This window comes from Pantoea sp. PNA 14-12 (genome assembly GCF_004364735.1).
Classification (GTDB): domain Bacteria; phylum Pseudomonadota; class Gammaproteobacteria; order Enterobacterales; family Enterobacteriaceae; genus Pantoea; species Pantoea stewartii.
Genome location: NZ_SOAJ01000004.1, coordinates 283999 through 304845 on the forward strand (window position 1 = coordinate 283999; position 20847 = coordinate 304845).

Annotated in this window: 20 protein-coding genes; 10 read left to right on the forward strand and 10 right to left on the reverse strand. The window is 56.9% G+C overall.

Annotation, left to right across the window (positions count from 1 at the left end):
• The first annotated feature begins 71 nt into the window (after positions 1-71).
• Positions 72-1448, forward strand: a complete 1377-nt coding sequence (locus C7434_RS15300; protein WP_039342179.1) for an aromatic acid/H+ symport family MFS transporter — start codon at positions 72-74, stop codon at positions 1446-1448.
• A 15-nt stretch (positions 1449-1463) separates the two neighbouring features.
• Here C7434_RS15300 and C7434_RS15305 read toward each other — a convergent pair whose 3' ends face one another.
• Complete coding sequence (locus tag C7434_RS15305; protein WP_226374567.1) at positions 1464-2186, reverse strand: hypothetical protein; 723 nt, start codon at positions 2184-2186, stop codon at positions 1464-1466.
• Between the two features lie 488 nt (positions 2187-2674).
• Here C7434_RS15305 and exbB point away from each other — a divergent pair, with 488 nt between their 5' ends.
• Together exbB and exbD are read left to right on the forward strand one after the other, a co-directional pair.
• A complete protein-coding gene (gene exbB / locus C7434_RS15310) occupies positions 2675-3400 on the forward strand; it encodes a tol-pal system-associated acyl-CoA thioesterase (RefSeq protein ID WP_172677633.1) in 726 nt (241 codons plus the stop codon).
• Between the two features lie 5 nt (positions 3401-3405).
• On the forward strand, positions 3406-3828 hold the full coding sequence (gene exbD / locus C7434_RS15315) for a TonB system transport protein ExbD (RefSeq protein WP_033739776.1): 423 nt from the start codon (positions 3406-3408) through the stop codon (positions 3826-3828).
• A gap of 128 nt (positions 3829-3956) precedes the next feature.
• Here exbD and C7434_RS22330 read toward each other — a convergent pair whose 3' ends face one another.
• Positions 3957-4091: a hypothetical protein gene (locus tag C7434_RS22330; RefSeq protein WP_255421309.1), complete on the reverse strand. Its 135-nt coding sequence runs from the start codon at positions 4089-4091 to the stop codon at positions 3957-3959.
• Between the two features lie 52 nt (positions 4092-4143).
• Between C7434_RS22330 and C7434_RS15320 the strand changes: the two genes are divergently transcribed.
• Positions 4144-5466 (forward strand): MFS transporter, encoded by a 1323-nt coding sequence (locus C7434_RS15320; RefSeq protein WP_006118162.1) that lies wholly within the window; start codon positions 4144-4146, stop codon positions 5464-5466.
• On the opposite strand, the gene C7434_RS15325 is transcribed toward C7434_RS15320, so the two are convergent.
• Genes C7434_RS15325 through C7434_RS15345 form a run of 5 tightly spaced genes read right to left on the reverse strand, consistent with a single transcriptional unit; the run spans position 5463 to position 10717 of the window.
• Positions 5463-6437, reverse strand: coding sequence for a spore coat U domain-containing protein (locus tag C7434_RS15325; RefSeq protein ID WP_033739775.1), 975 nt, complete (start codon positions 6435-6437; stop codon positions 5463-5465). The genes C7434_RS15320 and C7434_RS15325 overlap by 4 nt on opposite strands.
• Positions 6434-8881 carry a fimbria/pilus outer membrane usher protein gene (locus C7434_RS15330; protein ID WP_039342188.1) on the reverse strand — a complete coding sequence of 816 codons (2448 nt, stop codon included), beginning with the start codon at positions 8879-8881 and terminating at the stop codon, positions 6434-6436. The genes C7434_RS15325 and C7434_RS15330 overlap by 4 nt, the downstream gene beginning before the upstream one ends.
• Positions 8882-8887: 6 nt before the next feature.
• Positions 8888-9586 (reverse strand): molecular chaperone, encoded by a 699-nt coding sequence (locus tag C7434_RS15335; RefSeq protein WP_006118160.1) that lies wholly within the window; start codon positions 9584-9586, stop codon positions 8888-8890.
• Between the two features lie 18 nt (positions 9587-9604).
• Complete coding sequence (locus tag C7434_RS15340; RefSeq protein WP_006118159.1) at positions 9605-10126, reverse strand: spore coat U domain-containing protein; 522 nt, start codon at positions 10124-10126, stop codon at positions 9605-9607.
• Positions 10127-10150: 24 nt separating this feature from the next.
• Positions 10151-10717, reverse strand: coding sequence for a spore coat protein U domain-containing protein (locus tag C7434_RS15345; protein WP_006118158.1), 567 nt, complete (start codon positions 10715-10717; stop codon positions 10151-10153).
• 52 nt (positions 10718-10769) lie between these two features.
• On the opposite strand from C7434_RS15345, the gene C7434_RS15350 reads away from it, so the two are divergent.
• The 3 genes from C7434_RS15350 (at position 10770) to C7434_RS15360 (ending at position 14930) form a co-directional block, all read left to right on the forward strand.
• Complete coding sequence (locus tag C7434_RS15350) at positions 10770-11108, forward strand: hypothetical protein (RefSeq protein ID WP_033739771.1); 339 nt, start codon at positions 10770-10772, stop codon at positions 11106-11108.
• 246 nt (positions 11109-11354) lie between these two features.
• The gene (locus tag C7434_RS15355) at positions 11355-13451 is read left to right on the forward strand and encodes a bifunctional diguanylate cyclase/phosphodiesterase (RefSeq protein ID WP_033739769.1); all 2097 of its coding nucleotides are present in this window, start codon (positions 11355-11357) and stop codon (positions 13449-13451) included.
• A 72-nt stretch (positions 13452-13523) separates the two neighbouring features.
• Positions 13524-14930, forward strand: a complete 1407-nt coding sequence (locus C7434_RS15360) for a PLP-dependent aminotransferase family protein (protein WP_058702292.1) — start codon at positions 13524-13526, stop codon at positions 14928-14930.
• Here C7434_RS15360 and C7434_RS15365 read toward each other — a convergent pair.
• The 3 genes from C7434_RS15365 to C7434_RS15375 all read right to left on the reverse strand — a co-directional run bounded on the left by C7434_RS15365 (position 14927) and on the right by C7434_RS15375 (position 16973).
• Positions 14927-15409: a YlaC family protein gene (locus tag C7434_RS15365; RefSeq protein ID WP_006118156.1), complete on the reverse strand. Its 483-nt coding sequence runs from the start codon at positions 15407-15409 to the stop codon at positions 14927-14929. The two genes, C7434_RS15360 and C7434_RS15365, sit on opposite strands and share 4 nt — an antisense overlap.
• A 78-nt stretch (positions 15410-15487) precedes the next feature.
• Entirely contained in the window at positions 15488-16648 is a 1161-nt protein-coding gene (locus C7434_RS15370; protein ID WP_133745627.1) for an amidohydrolase, read from the reverse strand.
• A 55-nt stretch (positions 16649-16703) separates the two neighbouring features.
• Positions 16704-16973, reverse strand: coding sequence for a hypothetical protein (locus tag C7434_RS15375; protein ID WP_033739767.1), 270 nt, complete (start codon positions 16971-16973; stop codon positions 16704-16706).
• Positions 16974-17278: 305 nt separating this feature from the next.
• Between C7434_RS15375 and C7434_RS15380 the strand changes: the two genes are divergently transcribed.
• From C7434_RS15380 to C7434_RS15390, 3 genes are all read left to right on the forward strand, one after another.
• The gene (locus C7434_RS15380) at positions 17279-18280 is read left to right on the forward strand and encodes an LLM class flavin-dependent oxidoreductase (RefSeq protein WP_033739765.1); all 1002 of its coding nucleotides are present in this window, start codon (positions 17279-17281) and stop codon (positions 18278-18280) included.
• 15 nt (positions 18281-18295) lie between these two features.
• Entirely contained in the window at positions 18296-19450 is a 1155-nt protein-coding gene (locus C7434_RS15385) for an amidohydrolase (RefSeq protein WP_133745672.1), read from the forward strand.
• A 77-nt stretch (positions 19451-19527) separates the two neighbouring features.
• The gene (locus C7434_RS15390) at positions 19528-20841 is read left to right on the forward strand and encodes an LLM class flavin-dependent oxidoreductase (protein ID WP_033739763.1); all 1314 of its coding nucleotides are present in this window, start codon (positions 19528-19530) and stop codon (positions 20839-20841) included.
• Positions 20842-20847 lie beyond the last annotated feature (6 nt).

Consider the following 20847-nt stretch of genomic DNA (forward strand, 5'->3'; position numbering starts at 1 on the left):
TATCGCCATTTCTTGCCCTGCAGCGCCTGCATATAGTAACTGCACATTACTTATTTCACCGGAGAGTCACCGTGGCGGAAAGCAAAGCAATTGATGTTCGGGCGTTAATCGACAGCCGCCCGCTGGGGATGTGGCAAAAGATGGTGGTGCTGTTCGGCTTCTGCATCATCGCGCTTGATGGGTTCGATATCGCCATCATGGGGTTTATTGCCCCTGAATTAAAAGCAGACTGGGGGATCACGAATCGCGAACTGGGGCTGATTATCAGCGCGGCGCTGGTGGGACTGGCGCTGGGGGCGATGCTCTCGGGTCCGCTATCCGATAAGCTGGGCCGAAAAGTGGTCATCATTAACAGTGTGTTCTTTTTTGGCGCGTGGACGCTGATCACCGCCTTCTCGCAAAATATGGAACAGATGGTCCTGTTTCGCTTTCTCACCGGCCTGGGTTTAGGCGCGGCGATGCCGAATGTGGGGACGCTGGTGGCGGAGTTTGCCCCGGCCAGACGGCGCGCCTTTCTTATCACCGTCGTTTTTTGTGGCTTTACTTTTGGCGCGGCACTGGGCGGTTTCGCCGCCTCCTGGCTGATGCCGCACTTTGGCTGGCATGCTGTGCTGTTGCTGGGCGGCATCCTGCCGATTCTGTTTGTGCCGTTACTGCTGTGGGCGCTGCCGGAGTCGGTCTGCTTTCTGGTGGTCAGGCGCGCGGCCAGCCAAAAAATTCACCGTATCCTGGCGAAACTGGCCCCGGATCTGGATCTGCAACAGTGTACGCTGGCGTTGCCCCCGGTCAGTCGGGCTCACGCGCAGCCTGTGAAAGTCGTCCTCAATGACACCTACCGCTTCGGCAGTCTGATGCTGTGGGGCGCCTACTTCACCGCACTGTTTCTGTTTTACACCCTGGGCAGCTGGCTGCCGATGCTGATTAAAGACAACGGTTTTAGCGTGGTTCAGGCAGCGGTTATTACGGCCCTGTTCCAGGCTGGCGGCACATGCGGTTCTCTGTTTTCCGGCTGGCTGATGGATCGTATTGAATCGCATCGTGCCTTATCGCTGATTTACGGTGCGGGTGGACTGTTTACTGTTTGTATGGGGCTGTCGATGACGCATCCGGTGTTGCTTGGCGGCTGCGCACTGATGATAGGCTTTTGCATTGGTGGCGCGAACACCGGAATGAATGCCCTGTCGGCCAGCTTTTATCCCACCGAGGCGCGGGCAACCGGTTCCAGCTGGATGCACGGCGTCGGGCGCGTTGGCGCAATCCTGAGTGCGCTGGCGGGCGCGGAAATGCTGGCGCTGGGATGGGGCGTTACCACGATTTTCGCGGTATTAGCGATTCCGGCCTTGCTGACGGTGGCAATGATTGCGGCGAAAGGACGCTATCAGCAGCGTCAGCGCGCGGACAGCGGCACCGTCTCCCGCTGGGGCGTCAGCCCGGGGGATATCCATTAACCTGCCCAGCCGCGGTCAATGCAGACAGGGCAGTAAGCCCGCGTCCATGTCCCGTTGCGGCACAAACAGATTTTGCTGTGCCGCGTTGTCTGCCTGACTCAGGCAGGGCGGCAGCGGTTGCGCAGGGCGCTGACGCAGTAAGGTATCAGGCTGGAACAGGGGGGAGGTTGACGTACTTACCGGTGTTGGCGCTTCCCCGCTGTCTGCACGGAATGGCGGCCGGACGGACTTTTTACCGGCGTGATGCGCATAGTGAAAACGCTTCAGTTTGCCCGGCGGTGCCGCATTGCGTGAAGCATGAATAAAGCGAATGAGCGCGACCGTGCGGAGCTGACGACTGAAACACTTCACCATACCGGATGAGGGCTTGCCCGATTCATAGCAGCGCCTGAAGAAGTGTAACGTAATCAAGGTGTTCGTCGCGGCATAGCACGCCCCTGAACAGGGTGAAACCATGCCCGATCCCGGCAACAGCAGTGAGATAAGCAGGAAGACGCGCGACAGCCAGAGAGAGGCTGGGCGTCCCGGCATTTGTGGCGAGTGCTCAGCGCCTGGTACAGATACCAAAGAGGACCGGCGCGCGCCGGCACTCAGTGACGCATCTTCCGGATGGGCCCGGACGGATTGCCGATCAGCGTGGCGATTGCAGGCAGCGATCCTGTTATGTGAAGCACAGCGGCCCTGCTGCTTTATTCGACGAAAAAACGTCATCAGGCTGGCGATAAAGAGGTTACTCATCGGCTGTTTTCATTATGTTTGCGCAACGGCCACTTACAACAGGCAAACCCTGACTGGCGGCCTCAATGTTTTACGTGCTGGCTTATCTGACAATGAAAATTCAGATTGATGCTGGACCGGATAAAATTATTTTTCTCGCGCCATTATGACGCCCGATGGCTTATTAAACGCCACAAAACACTTTCCCTGCGTCTGCGGTTAGCGTGCTCAGCAGGGCGGGCTGCGGATCAACTCACTCTCCATGCGCATCAGCCATCGACCAGGCAGTTTCTGACCGCCCTCATCGCTGCGTTGCATACTGTCCGGATACAGGCAACACGGTGCAACAGATACGGCTACGCGTTATCCCTTCTTCCAGCGATGTCCAGCTATTCGATTGTAAATACTAATGAGAACCACTATCAATTCGATTGATTTTTGCTATCATTTGCCCTTATTCCGCATCCTGTATATGAAGTTGGAGAAGCAGCGTGGTAGCCAGTGATTTAATGCAAGCGGACCTTTCCGTGTGGGGCATGTATCAGCATGCCGATATTGTGGTGAAGGTTGTCATGATCGGGCTGTTACTGGCCTCGGTCGTGACCTGGGCCATTTTCTTCGGGAAGTACGCTGAGCTGAGCGCCGCCAGACGTCGCCTGAAGCGTGAACAGCTGGCATTAGGCGAAGCCCGCAGTCTCAATGATGCCGCGCGCGCGGCCCAGAGCTTCCATGCGGCCAGCCACAGCGCGGTACTGTTACATGATGCGCAAAACGAGCTGGAACTGTCCGCAGGCGTGGAAGAAACCGGCGGCATTAAAGAACGCACTGCGTTTCGTCTTGAGCGTCGGGTTGCGGCATTCTGCCGTCATGCGGGGCGCGGGAATGGCTTCCTGGCCACGATTGGCTCGGTGGCCCCCTTCGTCGGCCTGTTTGGTACCGTCTGGGGCATCATGAACAGCTTTATCGGTATTGCCAAAACCCAGACGACTAACCTGGCGGTCGTGGCACCGGGTATCGCCGAAGCGCTGCTGGCGACGGCCATTGGTTTAGTCGCGGCGATTCCGGCGGTTGTGATTTATAACGTGTTTGCCCGTATGATCGCTAATTACAAAGCCTCCTTAGGCGATGTTGCCGCACAGGTCATGCTGCTGCAAAGCCGCGATATCGACCTGGGAAACCTGGCTCAGCCTGAGGTCAGCCGTCCTGCCGCCGCGCAAAAACTGCGTCTGGGGTAAGCGTTATGGCAATGCGATTTAACGACAGCTCAGAAACCGATGGTGAAATGCATGAAATCAACGTCACGCCGTTTATCGACGTGATGCTGGTACTGCTGATTATCTTTATGGTGGCTGCGCCCCTGGCAACGGTGGATGTGCGTGTGAATCTGCCCGCGTCCACCAGTGCGCCGCAACCGCGTCCGGAAAAACCGGTCTATCTCTCGATTAAAGCCGATAAGCAGCTTTACGTAGGTAACGATCAGGTGAACAAGGACGCGCTTATCAACGTGTTGACGCAGCAGACGCAAGGCAACAAAGATACCACCATTTTCTTCCAGGCCGACAAATCGGTCGATTATGAAACCCTGATGAGCGTGATGGATGAACTGCGCACGGCGGGTTATCTCAAGATCGGCCTGATGGGGATGGAAACGGTAAAAAAATAACGCGTCGTTGATATGCGCAGGCTAAACCCGTCCTGCACAGCCTTGCATTGAGTGCGTTTCGCCTGTTTCTCCTTCATCCGTTTATCCCTTGTTTTGTAAGACAGCGCGTTCAGCCCGACGCGCTTTTTTTATGCCTGAATTTTTGCCACATCTTGTCTGGCAAATCCTGCGCCGAGCAGGCAGTTATGCTGCTGTAACCCTTCTGTTAATTTCTTGTTACTTAAACCAGAGAGTTTGTAAAGTGCAATGGTGATGGAGGTCACATTAATCTCACCTCTGGCAGGCTAAAAGGGATAAAAAACCAAGGAAGCAGTTATGAGCCAAAGTGAAACTTTACAAAAGCCGCCAAAAGGTGCGGCCAGAACCATTTTCAATGTTACCAGCGGTAACTTCCTTGAAATGTACGATTTTATGGTGTTTGGCTACTACGCCACGGCCATTTCCAAAACCTTTTTCCCCGGAGACGATCCCTTCTCCTCGTTAATGCTGACACTGATGACCTTCGGTGCCGGCTTTCTGATGCGTCCTCTGGGGGCGATTATTCTGGGAGCGTACATTGACCATCATGGCCGTCGTAAAGGACTGCTGTTAACGCTTGGGCTGATGGCGTTAGGCACGCTGACTATCGCACTGGTCCCGGGTTATGCCACCCTGGGTGCCGCCGCACCGATACTCATTTTACTTGGTCGCTTATTGCAGGGTTTTTCTGCCGGGGTAGAACTGGGCGGCGTTTCGGTTTATCTGGCCGAAGTGGCACCGAAGGGGCGTAAAGGGTTCTTTGTCAGCTGGCAGTCCGGTAGCCAGCAAATCGCGGTGATCTTCGCGGCTCTGCTGGGGCTGGGGCTGAATCATCTGCTCTCACATGATGAGGTGACCGAATGGGGCTGGCGTATTCCGTTTGTCGTGGGTTGCCTGATCGTCCCTTTCCTGTTCTATATTCGTCGCATGCTGGAAGAGACCGAAGCCTTTAGTCAGCGTAAACACCATCCATCAATGACCGACATTATGCGTTCCGTCGCCAGCAACTGGGCACTGGTGCTGGCCGGTATGCTGATGGTGGTGACCACCACGGTGATGTTTTACATGATCACCGCGTTCACGCCAACCTTCGGCAAGACCGTATTAATGATGAGTGACAAACAGGCCTTTATGGTGACGCTGTTTGTGGGGATTTCCAACCTGTTCTGGCTCCCGGTGATGGGCGCGCTGTCTGACCGCGTAGGTCGTCGTCCGCTGCTGCTGACGTTTACGGTATTGATGATTGCCACCGCCTGGCCCGTGCTGCACTGGATGGTTGGCGCGCCGAGCTTCGGCCACCTGCTGGCGGCGGAGCTCTGGCTCTCCTTCCTGTACGCCAGCTACAACGGCGCGATGGTGGTTTATCTGGCAGAAATTATGCCCGCCGAGGTGCGTGCCGCCGGTTTCTCGCTGGCTTACAGCCTGGCCACGGCGCTGTTCGGTGGCTTCACGCCCGCCGTTTCCAGCTATCTGATCCACGCCAGCGGCGATAAGGCGATGCCCGGCGCGTGGCTGACCTTTGCGGCCATTTGTGGATTAATCGGGACATTACTGATTGGCCGCATGGTGAAACAGTATCGCGCCCGGCATAGCGGAACCCCCGTCAGCGCGCCGCTCTAAAACGCGATATCCACCACGACGCTGTCGGTATAATTCCCTGCAGGCGGCGTATTTTGGGTGGTGAGGACACGCGCAGTGTAGTTGTAGCTGCGCGTCAGCCCATCGGTACTGACGGTATCCGCCGCCGTGCTGCTTACCCGTTCCGTGCCACTCGGTCCCCAGCGATTACTGGTCGTTCCTTTATAAATCTCGTAACTCAGTTGGTTCGTCCCACTCGCCATATTACGTACGCTGCTTACCGCGTTATTGCCGTTGCTTAACCCCACTGTATAGGTGCTGCCTTTACTGCACAGGACATTGATGGTTTGTGACACGCTGCCAAAACTGGCGACCAGCGGTGCGCTGCCAAAGCTGATATTGGGCGCGGTGATGGCGGTACAGTCGTTGCTGAGCACCACGGTAACAGTAATGGGAATGACGCCGCTGCCGGTTTGCGGTGTGAGACACAGGCCAACAGCCGAAACGCTGGTACAGATGTTGTAGGTGACCGTCATATTCAGCGTCACCGTGTAGGTCCCGGCGGCCACGGTTTGCCCGGTGAGGGTGCGCAAATAGACCGGAATGGCAAAGTTGAGACTACCCAGCAATCCCGCCAGGTTGATTAAGGTGGCGGAGTTGTAGACAAACGCAGGTCCGCCAATGGTGAGCTCACTGGCACAGGCGCTGTCGGTACATAACCGCACCGGAATGTTGTCGCTGCCGGTATCGCCGCTCCGTTTGAGGATGCCGCGCGTCCCATTGGCGTTGCTGGCGCTGGTCAGCTGAAAGGTGATCTGGTTATTGCTCAGCAGCGACAGCGCGCTGCCGGCCCCGCAGTTGACGTCAGCATTGGTCGAGGTGCTACTGACCGTGGTGTTAGCCACAAAGGTGGTCACACTGCCAAAGCTGGCGCTGGAGGCGGGCAGGGCACAGGCGGCGTAACTCAGCGAGGGTAACAGCAGCAGGCAAAGCAGCAACATTAGCGTTTTCATGGGGTGATTCCGGCAGTGGCGTTATCGGGATTAGGCACGGATGCGCCTCTGGGGAGCGGCGGCAACGGGCAGGTAAGCGGGCCATACGTTTTGAGTGCCTGCGGCTGACCGCCAGGCAACGTCAGGATCGTTTCGCAGGCGCGACCATCAGGGGCGATCACGCGGATGGGATTGGTGGCACCCAGTTCTTCCATCCAGACAATACCGTCCCAACCCACATAGCCCGTAGCCCGTCCCGGCCGAATCACCTGGCTGGACACGGGCAGCGGCTTATCCTGACCGTCATGCAGTATCACGCTGGCGGCGCGCAACCGCTCGACCGGGAAGTTCAGCAAAAACCCACTTTGCCGTTTAACGGCAAAGCGCTGCTCGACGTTGGGCACCGTCATATCGGCGGGCAGATCGAGCGTATCGATGTCGTATTTAGCGGGATAGTAGCTGCTGATCGACGGCACCAGCAGATAGCCCTGGCGGTCAGTGCGTCCCATCGACTGATTTTCATAGCGCACATTCACGTCAGGGTAATGGGTTTTCACCACCACAAACGCATCGTTAATGGTGTTAGCGGCAAACACCTGGCTGTCCATTAACACCACCGAGCCGGACACATCGGCCCACTGGGTGAGGTTGTCGTCATCGCCGTAGAAGCCGGCAGAGGTATCGATCTTGTTATTGCGGTAACGCAGACTGCCCTGGCGATAGTCGCCACTGTTGCCGCCCTGGTTCGCCCAGGAGGCATCCCAGGCGAATCCGCCATCGCTGGGCATGGCGCGGGATAAATACGCCCGCTGGCTTTGTTGACCCTGTTGATCGCGTTCGACGCTCAGGGAAGCATTACTGTTTTCACCAAACGGAATCACCAGCGAGACTGCGCCGCTCCATTCTCCCTGCTCTCTGTCGCGGCTGGCGGAGACATACAGGCTGGCATTGCCCCACAAATTTTTACTCCAGGAGAGGTTCCACAGGCGGGTACGCTGGTTATCGCCGCTGGCAATGTCGATCCAGGCCGCGCCCAGACTGCCATAGCGATTGAGCGACACGCTGGCGGTGTACTGCGCCGTGCGCCGTGCCAGGCTGTAGCGGTTATCTGCATAGAGGGCATTGCTCTGGCTACTCACCAACGCCAGGTTGCCAAAGCCCGCGCTGCGCACCGTATGCTGAGTGCCCAGGCTGAAACGGCTGGTGTTGTATTGATAACCCCAGCTGTACTGATTGCCCGACTCGCTGTCCAGGTGGCTCTGTGCGGCGGCTCCGTTGATCACGCCCCAACTGCCGACTTTAAACAGGGCACCTGCGCCGCCCATAGCCAAATCGCGGCTCCCTTCACCATGGGTTTCCAGTGTGAGCCAGTCTGTCAGGCCATAGCGCCACGAGCCGCTCATCGCGGCCGCACCGTAATCGGCGTTTTTGATGCCGTAATTTTGCCGAAGCGCACCGGCTGAAAAGGCGTAGTCAGACAGGCCTGGCTTGAGCAAGTTACTGGACACATAGAACGGCAGCGTCGTGACGACCTGACGACCCACCGCATCCGTTGTTGTAATCACGGCGTCACCGGCACCGTTAACGAAAGGCACGTTAGTGAGCGACCAGGGGCCAGGCTGGACATTCGCCTGAGTAGAGCGGTAGCCATTGACAAACAGATCCACCGTTGACGGCACCGCCGCCTGGCCAAAAAAGGCAGGCAAGGGATAGGTGATCAGATCCGGCCGCACGCTAAAGTCGCGGGCAATCTGGATGCCGCCGAGCCGCACGCTGCTGCTCCATGACAGCGCATCGGTAGTCAGATCCCCCACCCGCCAGCTCAGGATGGCGTTTTCATCTTCATTGCTCCACCAGGTGTCGTAGCGAATGTAGCCGTCATTCTGGTAGCGATTCTGTCCTTCCAGCTGCTGCTGTAAAACGCCATTGCTGGAGAAGTGCCCGGCGGGACCAAACACGCGCAGCTCATTAAAGGCGGCCAGACGCGTGCCTGCCACATCGGTGCGCGTGGCATAGAGATCGTAATTGAACAGCGCCCCGGTACTCACACGTCCGGGGAAGCGCGACCCGTTCCTTTCCTCACCAATGGTCTGTTCAGGCAGCCAGCCGGGCGGCACGGTCAGCAACAGGCGCTGACGGCGATCGTCGTACTCCACGTTGACCCCGGCGAGCTGATTCACATCGACCTGCTGTTGCCCCTGAATCTTCTCCGCCGGGATTCCCGCGCGTTGTAAGTCGCCTGCCCGCACCAGGAAGTGGCCGTTTTGTTGCTCCACGGGCACAATATCGCCACGTGACAGCTGATTCACCACCAACTCCAGCATATAGCGCTGGCCCGTGGCCCCGTTGTCAACGGGCGGCGGCGGGGGAAGCGACGTAAACGTTTCTGCCCACACAAACGTGGGCACCAGACAACACAGACTCGCAATGGCGAGCGCAACGGGATGCGGGGAATACGGCTTCATTGCGATTTACTGCGCTGCGGCGCTGCGCCACTGTCCGGTGTTGGTCTCTGCGCGCAGTTCACCGCTGACGGCGGACCTGAGCGGAAAGCGCTGTGTGCTGTTCGCCAGCACATAACCATAGAGGCCGTTGCCGAGCCGCTGGCCACCAATGGTGACATTGCTGAGTCGGGCATGGCCGTTACCGCGATTCGTCAGTTCCAGGTAGCGCTTACCGCCCGCGTTCACCTGACGCCAGCTCAGGGCGGGTTTTGCATTGTCGCGCACCAGACCGTTGCCATAGACAAAGAGCGGCACCGAATAGCGCATCTGAAAATTGAGCCCGGCCTGATTATCGCCAACGGCACGTGGCGTGGGGATTTCATCCAGCACAACGCGATAGGCCATCTCCTGTCCTGCGGCAGGCGGGATCTGTTTAATCAGACGGACCAGTTGCTTTTGCCCCGGTTCAATGCGCACTAACGGGGGACTGGCAACAATCTGCTGCTGGGTCTGATACTGCTCCTGGTTGTTCGTTTGCTGCCAGGCAAAAATGCGCACCTGCATCAGCGTGGTAGTATTGCCTCGGTTTTCCAGCCACAGTTCACTGGCCTTATCTTCCGGATCGATGGCCGGATCGATGGGCCAAATCATTACGGAATTTGCACCCTGAGCCTGAGGCAACACCAGAAAAGCGAACAGAAAAAACAGGGCACGCAGGGATGGCATGGTAAAGCTCCTTTTTCATCACCAGGTCAGCGTGACGCTGAGGGTGTCAGAATAAACCCCGGCGCTTGTCGGACCGGGTAATTGCAGCAAGCCGTAAATAGGTAACGTAATGTTGTTCGCGTTGCTGTAACTCAATGGCACGGCTGTGTTCACCGGAATCGGCGTGGTGTGTGCAGCATTGCTGTAGAGGTAATAAGGAATCGTGTTGGTATTGTTCGCCAGCTTCAGGTTACGGGCCGTGGTGTAATTGCTGCCGCCGTTGATGGTCATACTCAGCGTCGTACCCGGCGTGCAGGCCAGGTTAATCGTGGAACTTTGTACATAGCTGGCGCTGACGCTGCTACTGGCCAGCCCCGACTGGGTGCCAAAATTGAGCGTGCCGAAGATCCCCGTATTGGTGCCGGAGATCACGCAACCTGCCACGATTGACGCTGAAACCTGGAATGTTGTGGAGCTGGTCGTAATGCTCCACCCATTCATACACACGATCAGCAGCAACCCGCCAGCGGTGAACGAAACAGGTGACCGTCTTACCGTCATCTGCATCTACGCCAACACAGGCACTTAATAGTTCACGGCAACGTTAATCGTGTCGGTATAAGTCCCGGCCGGGATCACCGGATTAAATCCGCCGCCTACCACACGTCCATAGATCGCGTAATTGGTGCCGAGGGTCGGATCGGTCGTCCCGCTGGGCGCAATATTCGTGTTGTTGGCGATGGCGGTCGTAAAGGACGCATCGCTGTAGAGGGTATAGGCGATGCCTTGAGTATTATCGGCGCCCAGCACCAGATAGCGTGGCGCAGAAGAAACGGTACCGTAGACGGTTCCCGGTGCTGCGTTACTGCTGGTCACCTGAACGTTAAACGTTTGGCCGGTCGTACAGCGCACATAGATGCCGTTACCCGCCGCGCCGACCAGCGTAGCGTTCAACGTACCAAAGGTGGCTGCGCTGCTACCGAAGTTCAACGAACCGAAATTGACGCCAGAGGTGGCCGACTGGCCGTTCACCAGACATCCCGTGGTTAATGTTAGCGTAGCGTTAATTGCACCCGTGGTAGTGGCAGCAAACGTCGCGGACGGCAGGGTGGTAGCAACACCGGCAGCTAACAGAAAAAGCTTGAATTTCATAACCATTCCTTACTGATTATTTAGGGTCAGTGCTTTTTCACCTGATGGTATAATGCAAAAACATCGAAAAAATAACATTAAATCGCCAGATAACAGCAACCTGCCGTCACTCTCTCCAGCGCCCCAGAAAAAAGGGGTGCTGATTTATATTAGTTTTTTTTACTATACATCAGCGCAGGCAAAGTGGCGAAACTCATCGATAAATTTTTTATTATTTTGTTACATTGCCTGCTGCAACGGCGAATCGACAGGCGATCACGGGCTGAAGACGCAGAGCCGCAGAACTGTTTTGCCTGTCTGTGGTGTCGCTGTTATGTCTCCGTCAGTTTGGTATGAGAAAGAAGCGCATGCGGGATGTGAGGCTGAAAAGCGGCAGATGCGCTATCTTTGAATAGCTGCTGTCTGCCCGTGCGGTAAAGGTCGTCAGTGCAGGCATAACGTTGTGGTCAGGCAGCAAAACGGCGGCTCATATGCCAGCTAAAAGAATTGATTGAGCCGGACGCTTGCAGGTATCGGAAAGCGCTATTAAAAAAGCCTAATTTAGTCGTTTCCCGCGCCGATAAAAGGGTAACAAGGCGAAAATTCCTTTTCATCATCTCTTTAACAGCGGCGTGTTCGGCGCTATTCGGAAATCACTATGTTAGTGGCCTCATACAACTCATTCATTGTCGTCATTTCGGTCTTAGTGGCGATGCTGGCTTCATTCACCGCGCTGGATATGGCGGGACGGGTTGCGACCTCAACCGGTAAAGTGGCCCTGGCGTGGCTCTTTGGCGGTGGCTTTGCCATGGGGATAGGGATTTGGGCCATGCACTTCATTGGCATGCTGTCCATGGACCTGAACATGATGATGAGTTACGACGCCTCGCTGACGGCGCTGTCCGCCGGCATTGCGGTGTGCGCATCCATCTTCGCCTTGTGGCTGGTTTGCCAGGGCAACCTGCCGCTGTTCCGCTTGCTGGGCGGCGCGATTGTCCTGGGCTGCGGCATTGTCGCGATGCACTACACCGGCATGGCCGCGCTGATGCTTTCACCGGGTATTCGCTGGAAGTGGGGCTGGGTCGCGGCTTCAGTCATTGTTGCCCTTGTGGCCTCGGTGGCCGCACTGTGGCTGGCTTTTAAACTGCGCGAAGGCCCACAGGGGCGAATTGCCGCCTTGCGGCTGTGTGCCTCTATCGTAATGGGGGCCGCGATTGCCGGCATGCATTATACCGGCATGATGGCGGCGGAATTCCCGATGGGTAGCCATACGATGTCATCCGGCGTCAACAGCAACTGGCTGGCGATTGTCGTCACGGTAGTAACCCTCGCCATACTGGGGATTACGCTGCTGGTTTCCATGCTGGATGCCCGTATGCAGGCGCGCACCTCGATCCTGGCCAGCTCGCTGGCTGAAGCCAACCGTGAGCTGGCACAACTGGCGCTGCACGACAACCTGACCCGGTTGCCAAACCGTATTCTGCTCGAAGATCGCCTTGAGCAGGCCATCAATAAAGCGAATCGTGAAAGCACGCAGTTTGCGCTGATGTTTATGGACCTTGATGGCTTCAAGGCCGTAAACGATGCCTTTGGTCACCACATCGGTGACAGCCTGTTGATCAGCGTCACCAAAAGAATGAGTGACCAGATGAAAGGCTACTACACGCTGGCACGTCTGGGCGGCGACGAGTTTGTACTGCTGATTGAAATTACCGAGCCGAATGATGCGGCGGCGGTCGCCGATCAGCTGGTTAAGGCCGTTGACCGCCCGTTCCCCATTTCGCGTTACGATCTGGTGGTGTCACTGAGCATTGGCATTGTTGTCTATCCCGGTGATGGCGAGGATGAGCGCGAGCTGATGTTTAATGCCGATGCCGCGATGTACCACACCAAAAACAATGGCCGAAACGGTTACACCTTTTTCCAGCCTTCTATGAATCTGCTGGCACAGAGCCAGTTACAGTTGAACAACGACCTCTGGCATGCGCTGGACAATGATGAACTGCGCCTGTTTTATCAACCAAAATACTGCGCACCGCACGGCCCGATTCTGGGCTTCGAAGCGCTACTGCGCTGGCAGCATCCCCAGCATGGCCTGCTGTCGCCGGATCGCTTTCTGCCGATAGCGGAAAAAACCGGCATGATTGTGAATATTGGGGGATGGGTCATTAACGAAGCCTGTCGCCAGCTGCATCAGTGGCACCTGCAGGGCCATCAGACGTGGTCAGTCGCGGTCAACCTGTCGGCGCTGCAGTTTGAGCAAAGCAATCTGATCGACACCGTTAAGCTGGCACTGGCGACACACCAGATTCCGGCGGAGCTGTTGACGCTGGAGGTGACCGAAACCACCGCCATGCGTAATCCCGATGAAAGCGTGCGGATTCTGACTGAACTGACGCAGTTGGGCGTGAAAGCCTCGATTGATGATTTTGGTACCGGCTATTCCAGCCTGTTGTATCTTAAACGCCTGCCTGCAAGTGAGCTGAAAATTGACCGCGCCTTCGTCAACGAACTGGAGCATCATTCTGAAGATGCCACCATTGTGTCGGCTATTGTGGCGCTGGCGCAGTCATTGCAGTTAAAGGTCGTGGCAGAGGGCGTGGAAACGTCGGAACAGCAAGCGTTTCTGACCCAGCTTGGCTGTAATACGCTGCAGGGCTATTTGCTTGGCAAACCGCTGCCACCCGATCGGATCGATGAGCTGAAGGAGTTTGTCGGCCCGCACGCTACTGAGCCTGCCGCACTGGAAGTGTAAGGCCCGCCAGGGATTTTTGTTAGCGCTGATCAACATGCTAAAGTGGCGCCTCTGCATCAGGAGCGACAGGCCGTGGCGAAATATCAGCGATTAATGGATGACATTCAGCAGCAAATAGAAGCCGGTATCTGGCCGCCGGGTACCCGGCTCCCGTCGCTGCGCCAGCAGGTCGCGCGTCAGGGGCTGAGCCTGATGACGGTGCTGCACGCCTACGAATTGCTGGAAAGTCAGGGCTGGATCGTTTCGCGTCCGCAGTCAGGTTATTACGTCGCGCCCCGTGCCCTTGCCGCCGCGCCGCTCAGCGTTGCCATCAGCGAACGGGTCGATATTAATGACTTCGTGTTCGATGTGTTACAGGCCTCGCGCGATCCCGCCATTGTGCCGTTTGGCTCAGCTTTTCCCGATCCGGCGCTGTTCCCGCAACGTCCGCTGATGCGTTCGCTGGCAAATGTCTCGCATCAGCTCACGCCCACGGATGCGCTGCATAACCTGCCGCCGGGCAACGCGACATTGCGCCAGCTCCTGGCTCAGCGCTATGCCCGCCAGGGCATCACCTTGTCGCCCGACGAAATCGTGATAACCAGCGGCGCACTGGAAGCCCTGAACCTCAGCCTGCAATCGCTCACCGAACCGGGTGACTATGTGGTGATCGAACAGCCCAGTTTTTATGGTGCCCTGCAGGCCATTGAGCGCCTTAAGCTCAAGGCGCTGGCGATCCCGAGCGATACCCAGCACGGCATCGACCTGCAACAGCTTGAAGACGCGCTTCAGCGCTGGCCGGTTAAAGCCTGTTGGTTAATGACCACGCTGCAAAATCCCCTCGGCGTGACCTTAACGCCGGCGCGTAAAGCGCAACTGGTTGCCCTGCTGGAACGCTATCAGGTGCCATTGATTGAAGATGATGTCTACGCAGAGCTATGGGACGACAACAGCACACCGCCGTTGCCCGCTAAAGCCTGGGACAGCCAGGGGGATGTGCTGCACTGCGGTTCCTTTTCGAAATCGCTGGTGGCGGGGTTCCGTGTCGGTTGGGTCGCGGCCGGGCGGCATGCGCAGCGAATTCAGCGCCTGCAACTGATGAGCACACTCTCGACCAGCGCGCCGATGCAGTTAGCGTTAGCCGATTTCCTGGCGACCCGACGTTACGATAATCACCTGAAACGGCTGCGGCAAAGTCTGGCTAAGCGTCAGCAACTGGCGCGCCAGGCCCTGATAAAGGTGCTGCCTGCGCAGTCAACGGTCAGTGACGCGGCGGGGGGCTATTTTTTATGGGTGACGTTGCCAGACAGTATTAATACCACACAGCTGTATCAGCGTGCGCTGGCAGAAGGGATCAGTATTGCACCGGGACAGATGTTTGCCGCAGGCGAACAGTTCAGTCACTGTTTTCGGCTTAACACCGCCTGGCCGTGGGATACGCGGGCCGAGGCGGCGGTGGTCACGCTGGGCAGGTTAATGGCAGAGATGGCGCAGGATTAAACCTGAGCGGCCTGACGATGTCCCCAGGTCAGGTAATACACATCGTAAAAGTCCACTTCACCTTTCTGCTTCAGCAAACGGGTAATGCCGCTTTTCACACGCTCTGGCGCATCCGGCAGTGACAGAATGCGGGAGACCGCCTGTTCAGGGACGGGCTCCACGTAATACCATTCGCCGTTATAGCAAACCCGCAGATCCAGAGCATCAATATCCTCAAAACGGTATTTAGGATTGATGTCCAGCAACATCAGAAAGCTCATCACCAGCACAAATGCTGTTGCAAACCAGAACGCGGGCCAGCCCAGCATATCCGTGGAAAAAATCAGCGCGACGCACAGGCCATAGCACAGGTACATCACTGCCCACAGTCCGGGATGGGTTTTTAAAAACGAGAAGCTGAAACGCGGCAAATTATCGCGGCGTCCTTCACGGTTTAGCGTATTAATTTCGTCGATTAAGATCTGTTTAATGGCGTCCATCGTTCCCCTCACTTTCAACTGATAGCGATTAGAACAGATAACAGTCAACTTGTTCAGACACAGATTACGCCCGTTTTTCTATAACAGTTGCGCCAATGCCTCCTTGCGCGCCGCAATCCGGCGTAGGGCGTGCGGAGCCAACTGACTAAAATAGTCGACAGCCGGTCCCATCAGCGCTTCGTCAGGGTTAAAGGCCGGATGATGAAGCCCCGATTCACTGGCACTGCCAATGCTGACAAATGCCCCCGGCACCTGCTGCAGGTAAAAGGCAAAATCCTCACCTCCCATCAGCGGTACTTCAGCCCGTTCGGCGCGATAACCGCTCTGGGCAGCCTGTTCCAGGGCAAAGTCGGCCCATTCCGGGGTATTCAGCAGCGCAGGCGGTCCCGTTATCCACGCCAGTTCAGCGCGCGCGCCAAAGCCCGACGCGATGCCCTGAATCAGCGCGGTCATGCGTTCAGGCATGTGCTCACGTATGGTCGCATTGTGCGTACGTACCGTACCTTCCAGTTCCACCTGCTCTGGCAGCACATTCCAGGTATTGCCGGCGGTAAAGCGGGTGACGCTTAATACCACCGTGTCCAGCGCGCTAAAGACGCGAGCCGGTAGCGTTTGCAGTGCCGAAACGATATGACTGGCGATCACGATGGCATCAATGCCTTCCTGCGGTCGGGCGGCATGCGCACCTTTACCCAGCACCCGAATGGTGAAGCGGTCAACATTGGCGTAAAACGCGCCGGGGCGGCTGCGCAGCGTACCCAGCGGCAAATCCGGCGCGTTATGCAGACCAAAAATAGCCTGTACGCCCGTCAGTGCACCGGCATCAATCAGCTGTCTGGCGCCGTCGAACGTTTCTTCTGCGGGTTGAAAAAGAATTCGTACCCGGCCAGGCAGGGCGGCTTCCTGCTGTTTCAGCTGATGCGCAACGCCAAGCATGACTGACGTATGAATATCATGTCCGCAGGCGTGCATGACGCCGGGCCGCTGAGATTTCCAGGGCACGTTCACCGCCTCGTCAATGGGAAGGGCGTCAATGTCGGCGCGAAAAGCAATCAGCGGCTCGCCCTGACCAATCTCCACCACCACACCTGTCGTTAACGGCAGGGGCAACAGACGAATATCCGCCTGCTGTAACCAACGGGTAAGACGTTCCGTGGTCGCAAACTCCTGATGAGAGAGCTCGGGATGCTGATGCAGTTCACGCCGCCACTGCACCAGTTTTTCCGTTAAAGAAGTCATGATTCTCCTGATAACACAGACTGAGACCCGGTCAGCAAAAGGGGCCGCGTTGTCTTTAAATATGATTGGGCTGCCAGCGATAATCCGGTAATACCGTAAGGGCACTGTCGTTCCGCGATAATGGCGTTTGAATAAAAGCTTGCTGCGCGTTGTTCTTTTCACGCGTCTCAGGCGCAGGAATATTATTCAGGCATGAACCGCTGTCAGAATACGTCTGATCAGATGCGCGGTCTGGCAGGGCAGGCGGAATAGCCGACAGTCTTTTTTTTGAAAACCCACCCGGCTTCAGAACGTTTTCCCGTATCAGGCCAATGATGTTATTCATCCTTCTTTTCCTCTTGAAACGCGGTGTTTTTACAATGGTTTCATCATGAAACGTTCTGTCTGACAGATAAAATAAGGAATAGCGCAAAGCTTAGTGAAAATACGCAAATGCCTGAGATATGTTGCCGGGTTTATTTCCACAGGTCGCCTAAACAGGGAGGCGGAAATAACGTTATTCTCTGCCTGGTTTTTATTATTTTAAATTCTATTGCCGTTTTTTAACTTCATATTCTCATAATTGTTGTTTTACGAAATATAACGTTCTCGCCACACTAGCTTTCAAAGGAAATAAGCGAGGGCAGGTGAATGGCATATCAGTTAAGTCTGTTAGATAAAGCGCCCGTGGCGGAAGGGGAATCGCCCGCCGCGGCCCTGCAACGTACGCTGCGGCTGGCGCAACAGGCCGAGAAATGGGGCTATCACCGTTTCTGGCTGGCTGAGCATCACAACATTGAACAGCTGGCGAGTCCGTCGCCCGAAGTGTTAATCGCCTGGATTGCGGCACAAACGACGCGCATCCGGCTGGGATCGGGTGGCGTGATGCTGCAGCACTACAGCCCTTACAAAGTGGCAGAAAATTTCAATGTACTGGCCTCGCTGGCCCCCGGACGTATCGATCTGGGTATTGGCAAAGCACCGGGCGGCCTGCCGCTTTCCACCCGGGCGCTGCAGCGCGGTGTGCATCAGGATGAAAAAGGCAGCTTTGCGGAACAGCTGCGCCAGTTAGCACACTGGCTGGCGCCCGGCGCGGCGCAAGAGGATAAGGACGAAACGTTACGCGCCACGCCGATACCGGCGCGCCCGGCGCAGCGTTTTTTGTTGGGTGGCAGTGAACAGAGCGCACAGCTGGCTGCAGAGCTGGGCTGGCAGTTTGTCTTTGCCGCTCACATCAATGGTGATCGCCCGTTACTTGAGCGTGCACTGAAGACCTATTCACATCTGACCCGCGGCAAGCGGGCACTGGTGGCGGTACAGGTTGTGGTGGCGGATTCTCCCGCCCAGGCCGATCTGCTGGTCGCGGGGCTCAAACAGTTTCATGTCCAGGTTAAAGACGGGCCGGGCGTCAATGTTGCCAGTCTGGAACAGGCTGAACGTTATGTCCGTCAGGGTGGATTCACGGACTACCTGATTGAGCCGCGCACGCCCTCGCTGCTGAAAGGCACGGCCTCACAGGTTCACGCGCAGCTTGACGCGCTGCATCAGAACTTCAGCATTGATGAATTCGTTATCGACACGCCGGTTGCCGATGCGCGCGCCCGATATCGGTCTCTGGAATTACTGGCAACCCATCAATGGGTCGCTGCCTGAATCGCCGAGGTCATGATGAGTCTGAACGAAGCACAGCTAATTGAATGGCGACGTGAACTGCATACCTGGCCCGAACTTTCCGGTCAGGAATTGGCCACCACCGCGCGCCTTCGCCAGTGGCTCCAGGCCGCCGGGGTTCGCTTACTGGATTACCCACTGGCAACCGGCGTGGTGGCGGAAATCGGCCAGGGTGAAAATCTGATTGCACTGCGTGCCGATATTGACGCGTTGCCAATCCATGAAGCCAGCGGCGTCAGTTTTCATTCCCGTCAGCCCGGCGTCATGCATGCCTGCGGTCACGATCTCCATACTGCCGTCATGCTGGGCGCTGCCCTTGAGCTACAGACAAGGGCGCATCAACTACCAGGACGGGTACGTATTTTATTTCAGCCCGCCGAAGAGATCGCACGCGGTGCCAGACAGTTTATTGAGGCCGGCGTGCTGGAGGGCGTTCAGGCAATTTTTGGCATGCATAACGAGCCGGGCCTGCCGAGCGGCACCTTTGCCACGCGCAGCGGTGCGTTTTATGCCAATGCAGACAAGTTCGTCATTCAGGTTACCGGCAAAGGCGCGCACGCGGCGCATCCTGAGCAGGGCGTGGATGCCATTGTGGTGGCCAGCCAGATTATTCAGGCTCTTCAGACGCTGACCAGTCGCAGCTTCAATACGCTCGACAGCCTGGTGCTCAGCGTGACCCGTATTGATGGCGGCAAAACCTGGAATGTATTGCCGGGTTCTGTGGAATTTGGCGGCACTGCCCGCACCCACGACCTGCAACGCCGTGCCGAACTGGAAGACCGTGTGCGCACGCTGGTGGAGCACATCGCCCGGGCCAGCGGCGCGCAGGCCAGTCTGAGCTGGCACGCCGGACCGCCCGTGCTGATCAATGATGCGCAGTGGGCGCAGTTTACCAGCGAAGTAGCGCACGATGTCGGCTATCGGGTACAGACGGCTGACCTGCATCTGGGGGGAGAAGACTTTGCCTTCTACCTGCAGCAGGTGCCCGGTGCCTTTGTCAGCATCGGCAGCGGCAGCGACTTTGGTCTGCACCATGCCGGTTTTACACCCGATGAAGCGTCGATCGCGCCTGCTGCCCACTACTTTGCTCAACTCGCGCAGCAGGCCCTGCGCCATCTTCATGACCGATGTCGTGAACCCGCCCTGAATTAAGTTCCACTTCCTGACGACCTGTGCGGCTTGTCGCGGACAACCGCCTGGCATTGTGACGCAGAAAAAAGAGAGTAATCATGAGCACAAGACAGCTTCGACTGGGTACCCTGTTGCACGGTGCCTCGGGTAACATGTCCGCCTGGCGCCACCCGGCCGCTCAGGCGGATGCCAGCATCAGCTTCGACTATGCCAAAAAAATCGCGCGTAAAGCCGAGCAGGGCAAACTGGACTTTCTGTTTGTCGCCGATGGTCTGTTTATCAATGAAAAATCGATTCCTCACTTCCTGAACCGTTTTGAACCTTTAACGCTGCTCTCGGCGCTGGCCGGCGTTACGGAACATTTAGGACTGGTGGGCACGGTCTCCACTTCCTATAGCGAACCTTTTACCGTGGCGCGCCAGTTTGCCAGCCTGGATCATCTGAGCGGTGGACGCGCGGGCTGGAACGTCGTCACCTCGCCACTCGAAGGGTCGGCAAAAAACTTTTCCCGCCAGCAGCACCCGGAACACGCTTTGCGTTACCGCATTGCCGACGAATACCTTCAGGTAGTGAAAGGGCTGTGGGATTCATGGGAAGAGGATGCCTTCGTTCGCAACAAAGAGAGTGGCCAGTTCTTCGATCCCGCCAAACTACACACACTGCATCATCACGGCGATTTCTTTCAGGTACAGGGGCCGCTCAATATTTCACGCACGCCGCAGGGACGGCCTGTCATTTTCCAGGCCGGCGCGTCTGACGACGGTAAAAAGCTGGCGGCGCGACATGCCGATGCCATCTTTACGCACCAGCCGACGCGGGAAGAAGCCCAGGCCTTTTACCGGGATGTGAAGCAGCTGCTGGTGAAAAACGGACGGCAACCGGACGATTTGCATATCTTTCAGGGCGTCAGCGTCATTGTGGGGCGCGATGCAGAGGATGTGGAGCAGCAGTATCAAACTACCGCTGCGCTGGTCTCGATTGATGATGCGCTGAATTATCTCGGCCGCTTCTTCGATCACCATGACTTCTCCCAGTATCCACTCGATGCGCCGTTCCCCGACGTTGGCGACATTGGCCAGAACAGTTTCCGCAGCACCACCGACGAAATTAAACGCAAAGCCCGTGAACAGGGACATTCACTGCGCCAGGCGGCACTGGAAGCCGCCACGCCACGGCCGCTGTTTCATGGCACGCCAGCGCAGGTTGCCGACGGCCTGCAGGCATGGTTTGAGAGCGGGGCTGCAGACGGTTTCATCATCAATGGCGGTACGCCGGATACGTTTGAGCGCTTTGTTGATGAAGTGGTGCCTGTTTTGCAGGCGCGTGGCCTGACAAGACGTGAGTATCCGGGGCGCACACTGCGTGACAGCTTCGCCTTGCCCAAGCCGGTCAATCAGTTCACTTTGCAATAAGGACCT

Excerpts from the sequence above, each read along its gene's own strand:
- C7434_RS15390 (WP_033739763.1), top strand. The coding sequence starts at position 19,528 with ATGAGCACAAGACAGCTTCGACTGGGTACCCTGTTGCACGGTGCCTCG.
- C7434_RS15385 (WP_133745672.1), top strand. The coding sequence starts at position 18,296 with ATGAGTCTGAACGAAGCACAGCTAATTGAATGGCGACGTGAACTGCAT.
- C7434_RS15320 (WP_006118162.1), top strand. The coding sequence starts at position 4,144 with ATGAGCCAAAGTGAAACTTTACAAAAGCCGCCAAAAGGTGCGGCCAGA.
- C7434_RS15350 (WP_033739771.1), top strand. The coding sequence starts at position 10,770 with ATGCAAAAACATCGAAAAAATAACATTAAATCGCCAGATAACAGCAAC.
- C7434_RS15355 (WP_033739769.1), top strand. The coding sequence starts at position 11,355 with ATGTTAGTGGCCTCATACAACTCATTCATTGTCGTCATTTCGGTCTTA.
- C7434_RS15365 (WP_006118156.1), bottom strand. The coding sequence starts at position 15,409 with ATGGACGCCATTAAACAGATCTTAATCGACGAAATTAATACGCTAAAC.
- C7434_RS15340 (WP_006118159.1), bottom strand. The coding sequence starts at position 10,126 with ATGACGGTAAGACGGTCACCTGTTTCGTTCACCGCTGGCGGGTTGCTG.
- exbB (WP_172677633.1), top strand. The coding sequence starts at position 2,675 with ATGCAAGCGGACCTTTCCGTGTGGGGCATGTATCAGCATGCCGATATT.
- C7434_RS15335 (WP_006118160.1), bottom strand. The coding sequence starts at position 9,586 with ATGCCATCCCTGCGTGCCCTGTTTTTTCTGTTCGCTTTTCTGGTGTTG.
- C7434_RS15325 (WP_033739775.1), bottom strand. The coding sequence starts at position 6,437 with ATGAAAACGCTAATGTTGCTGCTTTGCCTGCTGCTGTTACCCTCGCTG.
- exbD (WP_033739776.1), top strand. The coding sequence starts at position 3,406 with ATGGCAATGCGATTTAACGACAGCTCAGAAACCGATGGTGAAATGCAT.
- C7434_RS15370 (WP_133745627.1), bottom strand. The coding sequence starts at position 16,648 with ATGACTTCTTTAACGGAAAAACTGGTGCAGTGGCGGCGTGAACTGCAT.
- C7434_RS15380 (WP_033739765.1), top strand. The coding sequence starts at position 17,279 with ATGGCATATCAGTTAAGTCTGTTAGATAAAGCGCCCGTGGCGGAAGGG.
- C7434_RS15375 (WP_033739767.1), bottom strand. The coding sequence starts at position 16,973 with ATGAATAACATCATTGGCCTGATACGGGAAAACGTTCTGAAGCCGGGT.
- C7434_RS15305 (WP_226374567.1), bottom strand. The coding sequence starts at position 2,186 with ATGAGTAACCTCTTTATCGCCAGCCTGATGACGTTTTTTCGTCGAATA.
- C7434_RS15345 (WP_006118158.1), bottom strand. The coding sequence starts at position 10,717 with ATGAAATTCAAGCTTTTTCTGTTAGCTGCCGGTGTTGCTACCACCCTG.
- C7434_RS15330 (WP_039342188.1), bottom strand. The coding sequence starts at position 8,881 with ATGAAGCCGTATTCCCCGCATCCCGTTGCGCTCGCCATTGCGAGTCTG.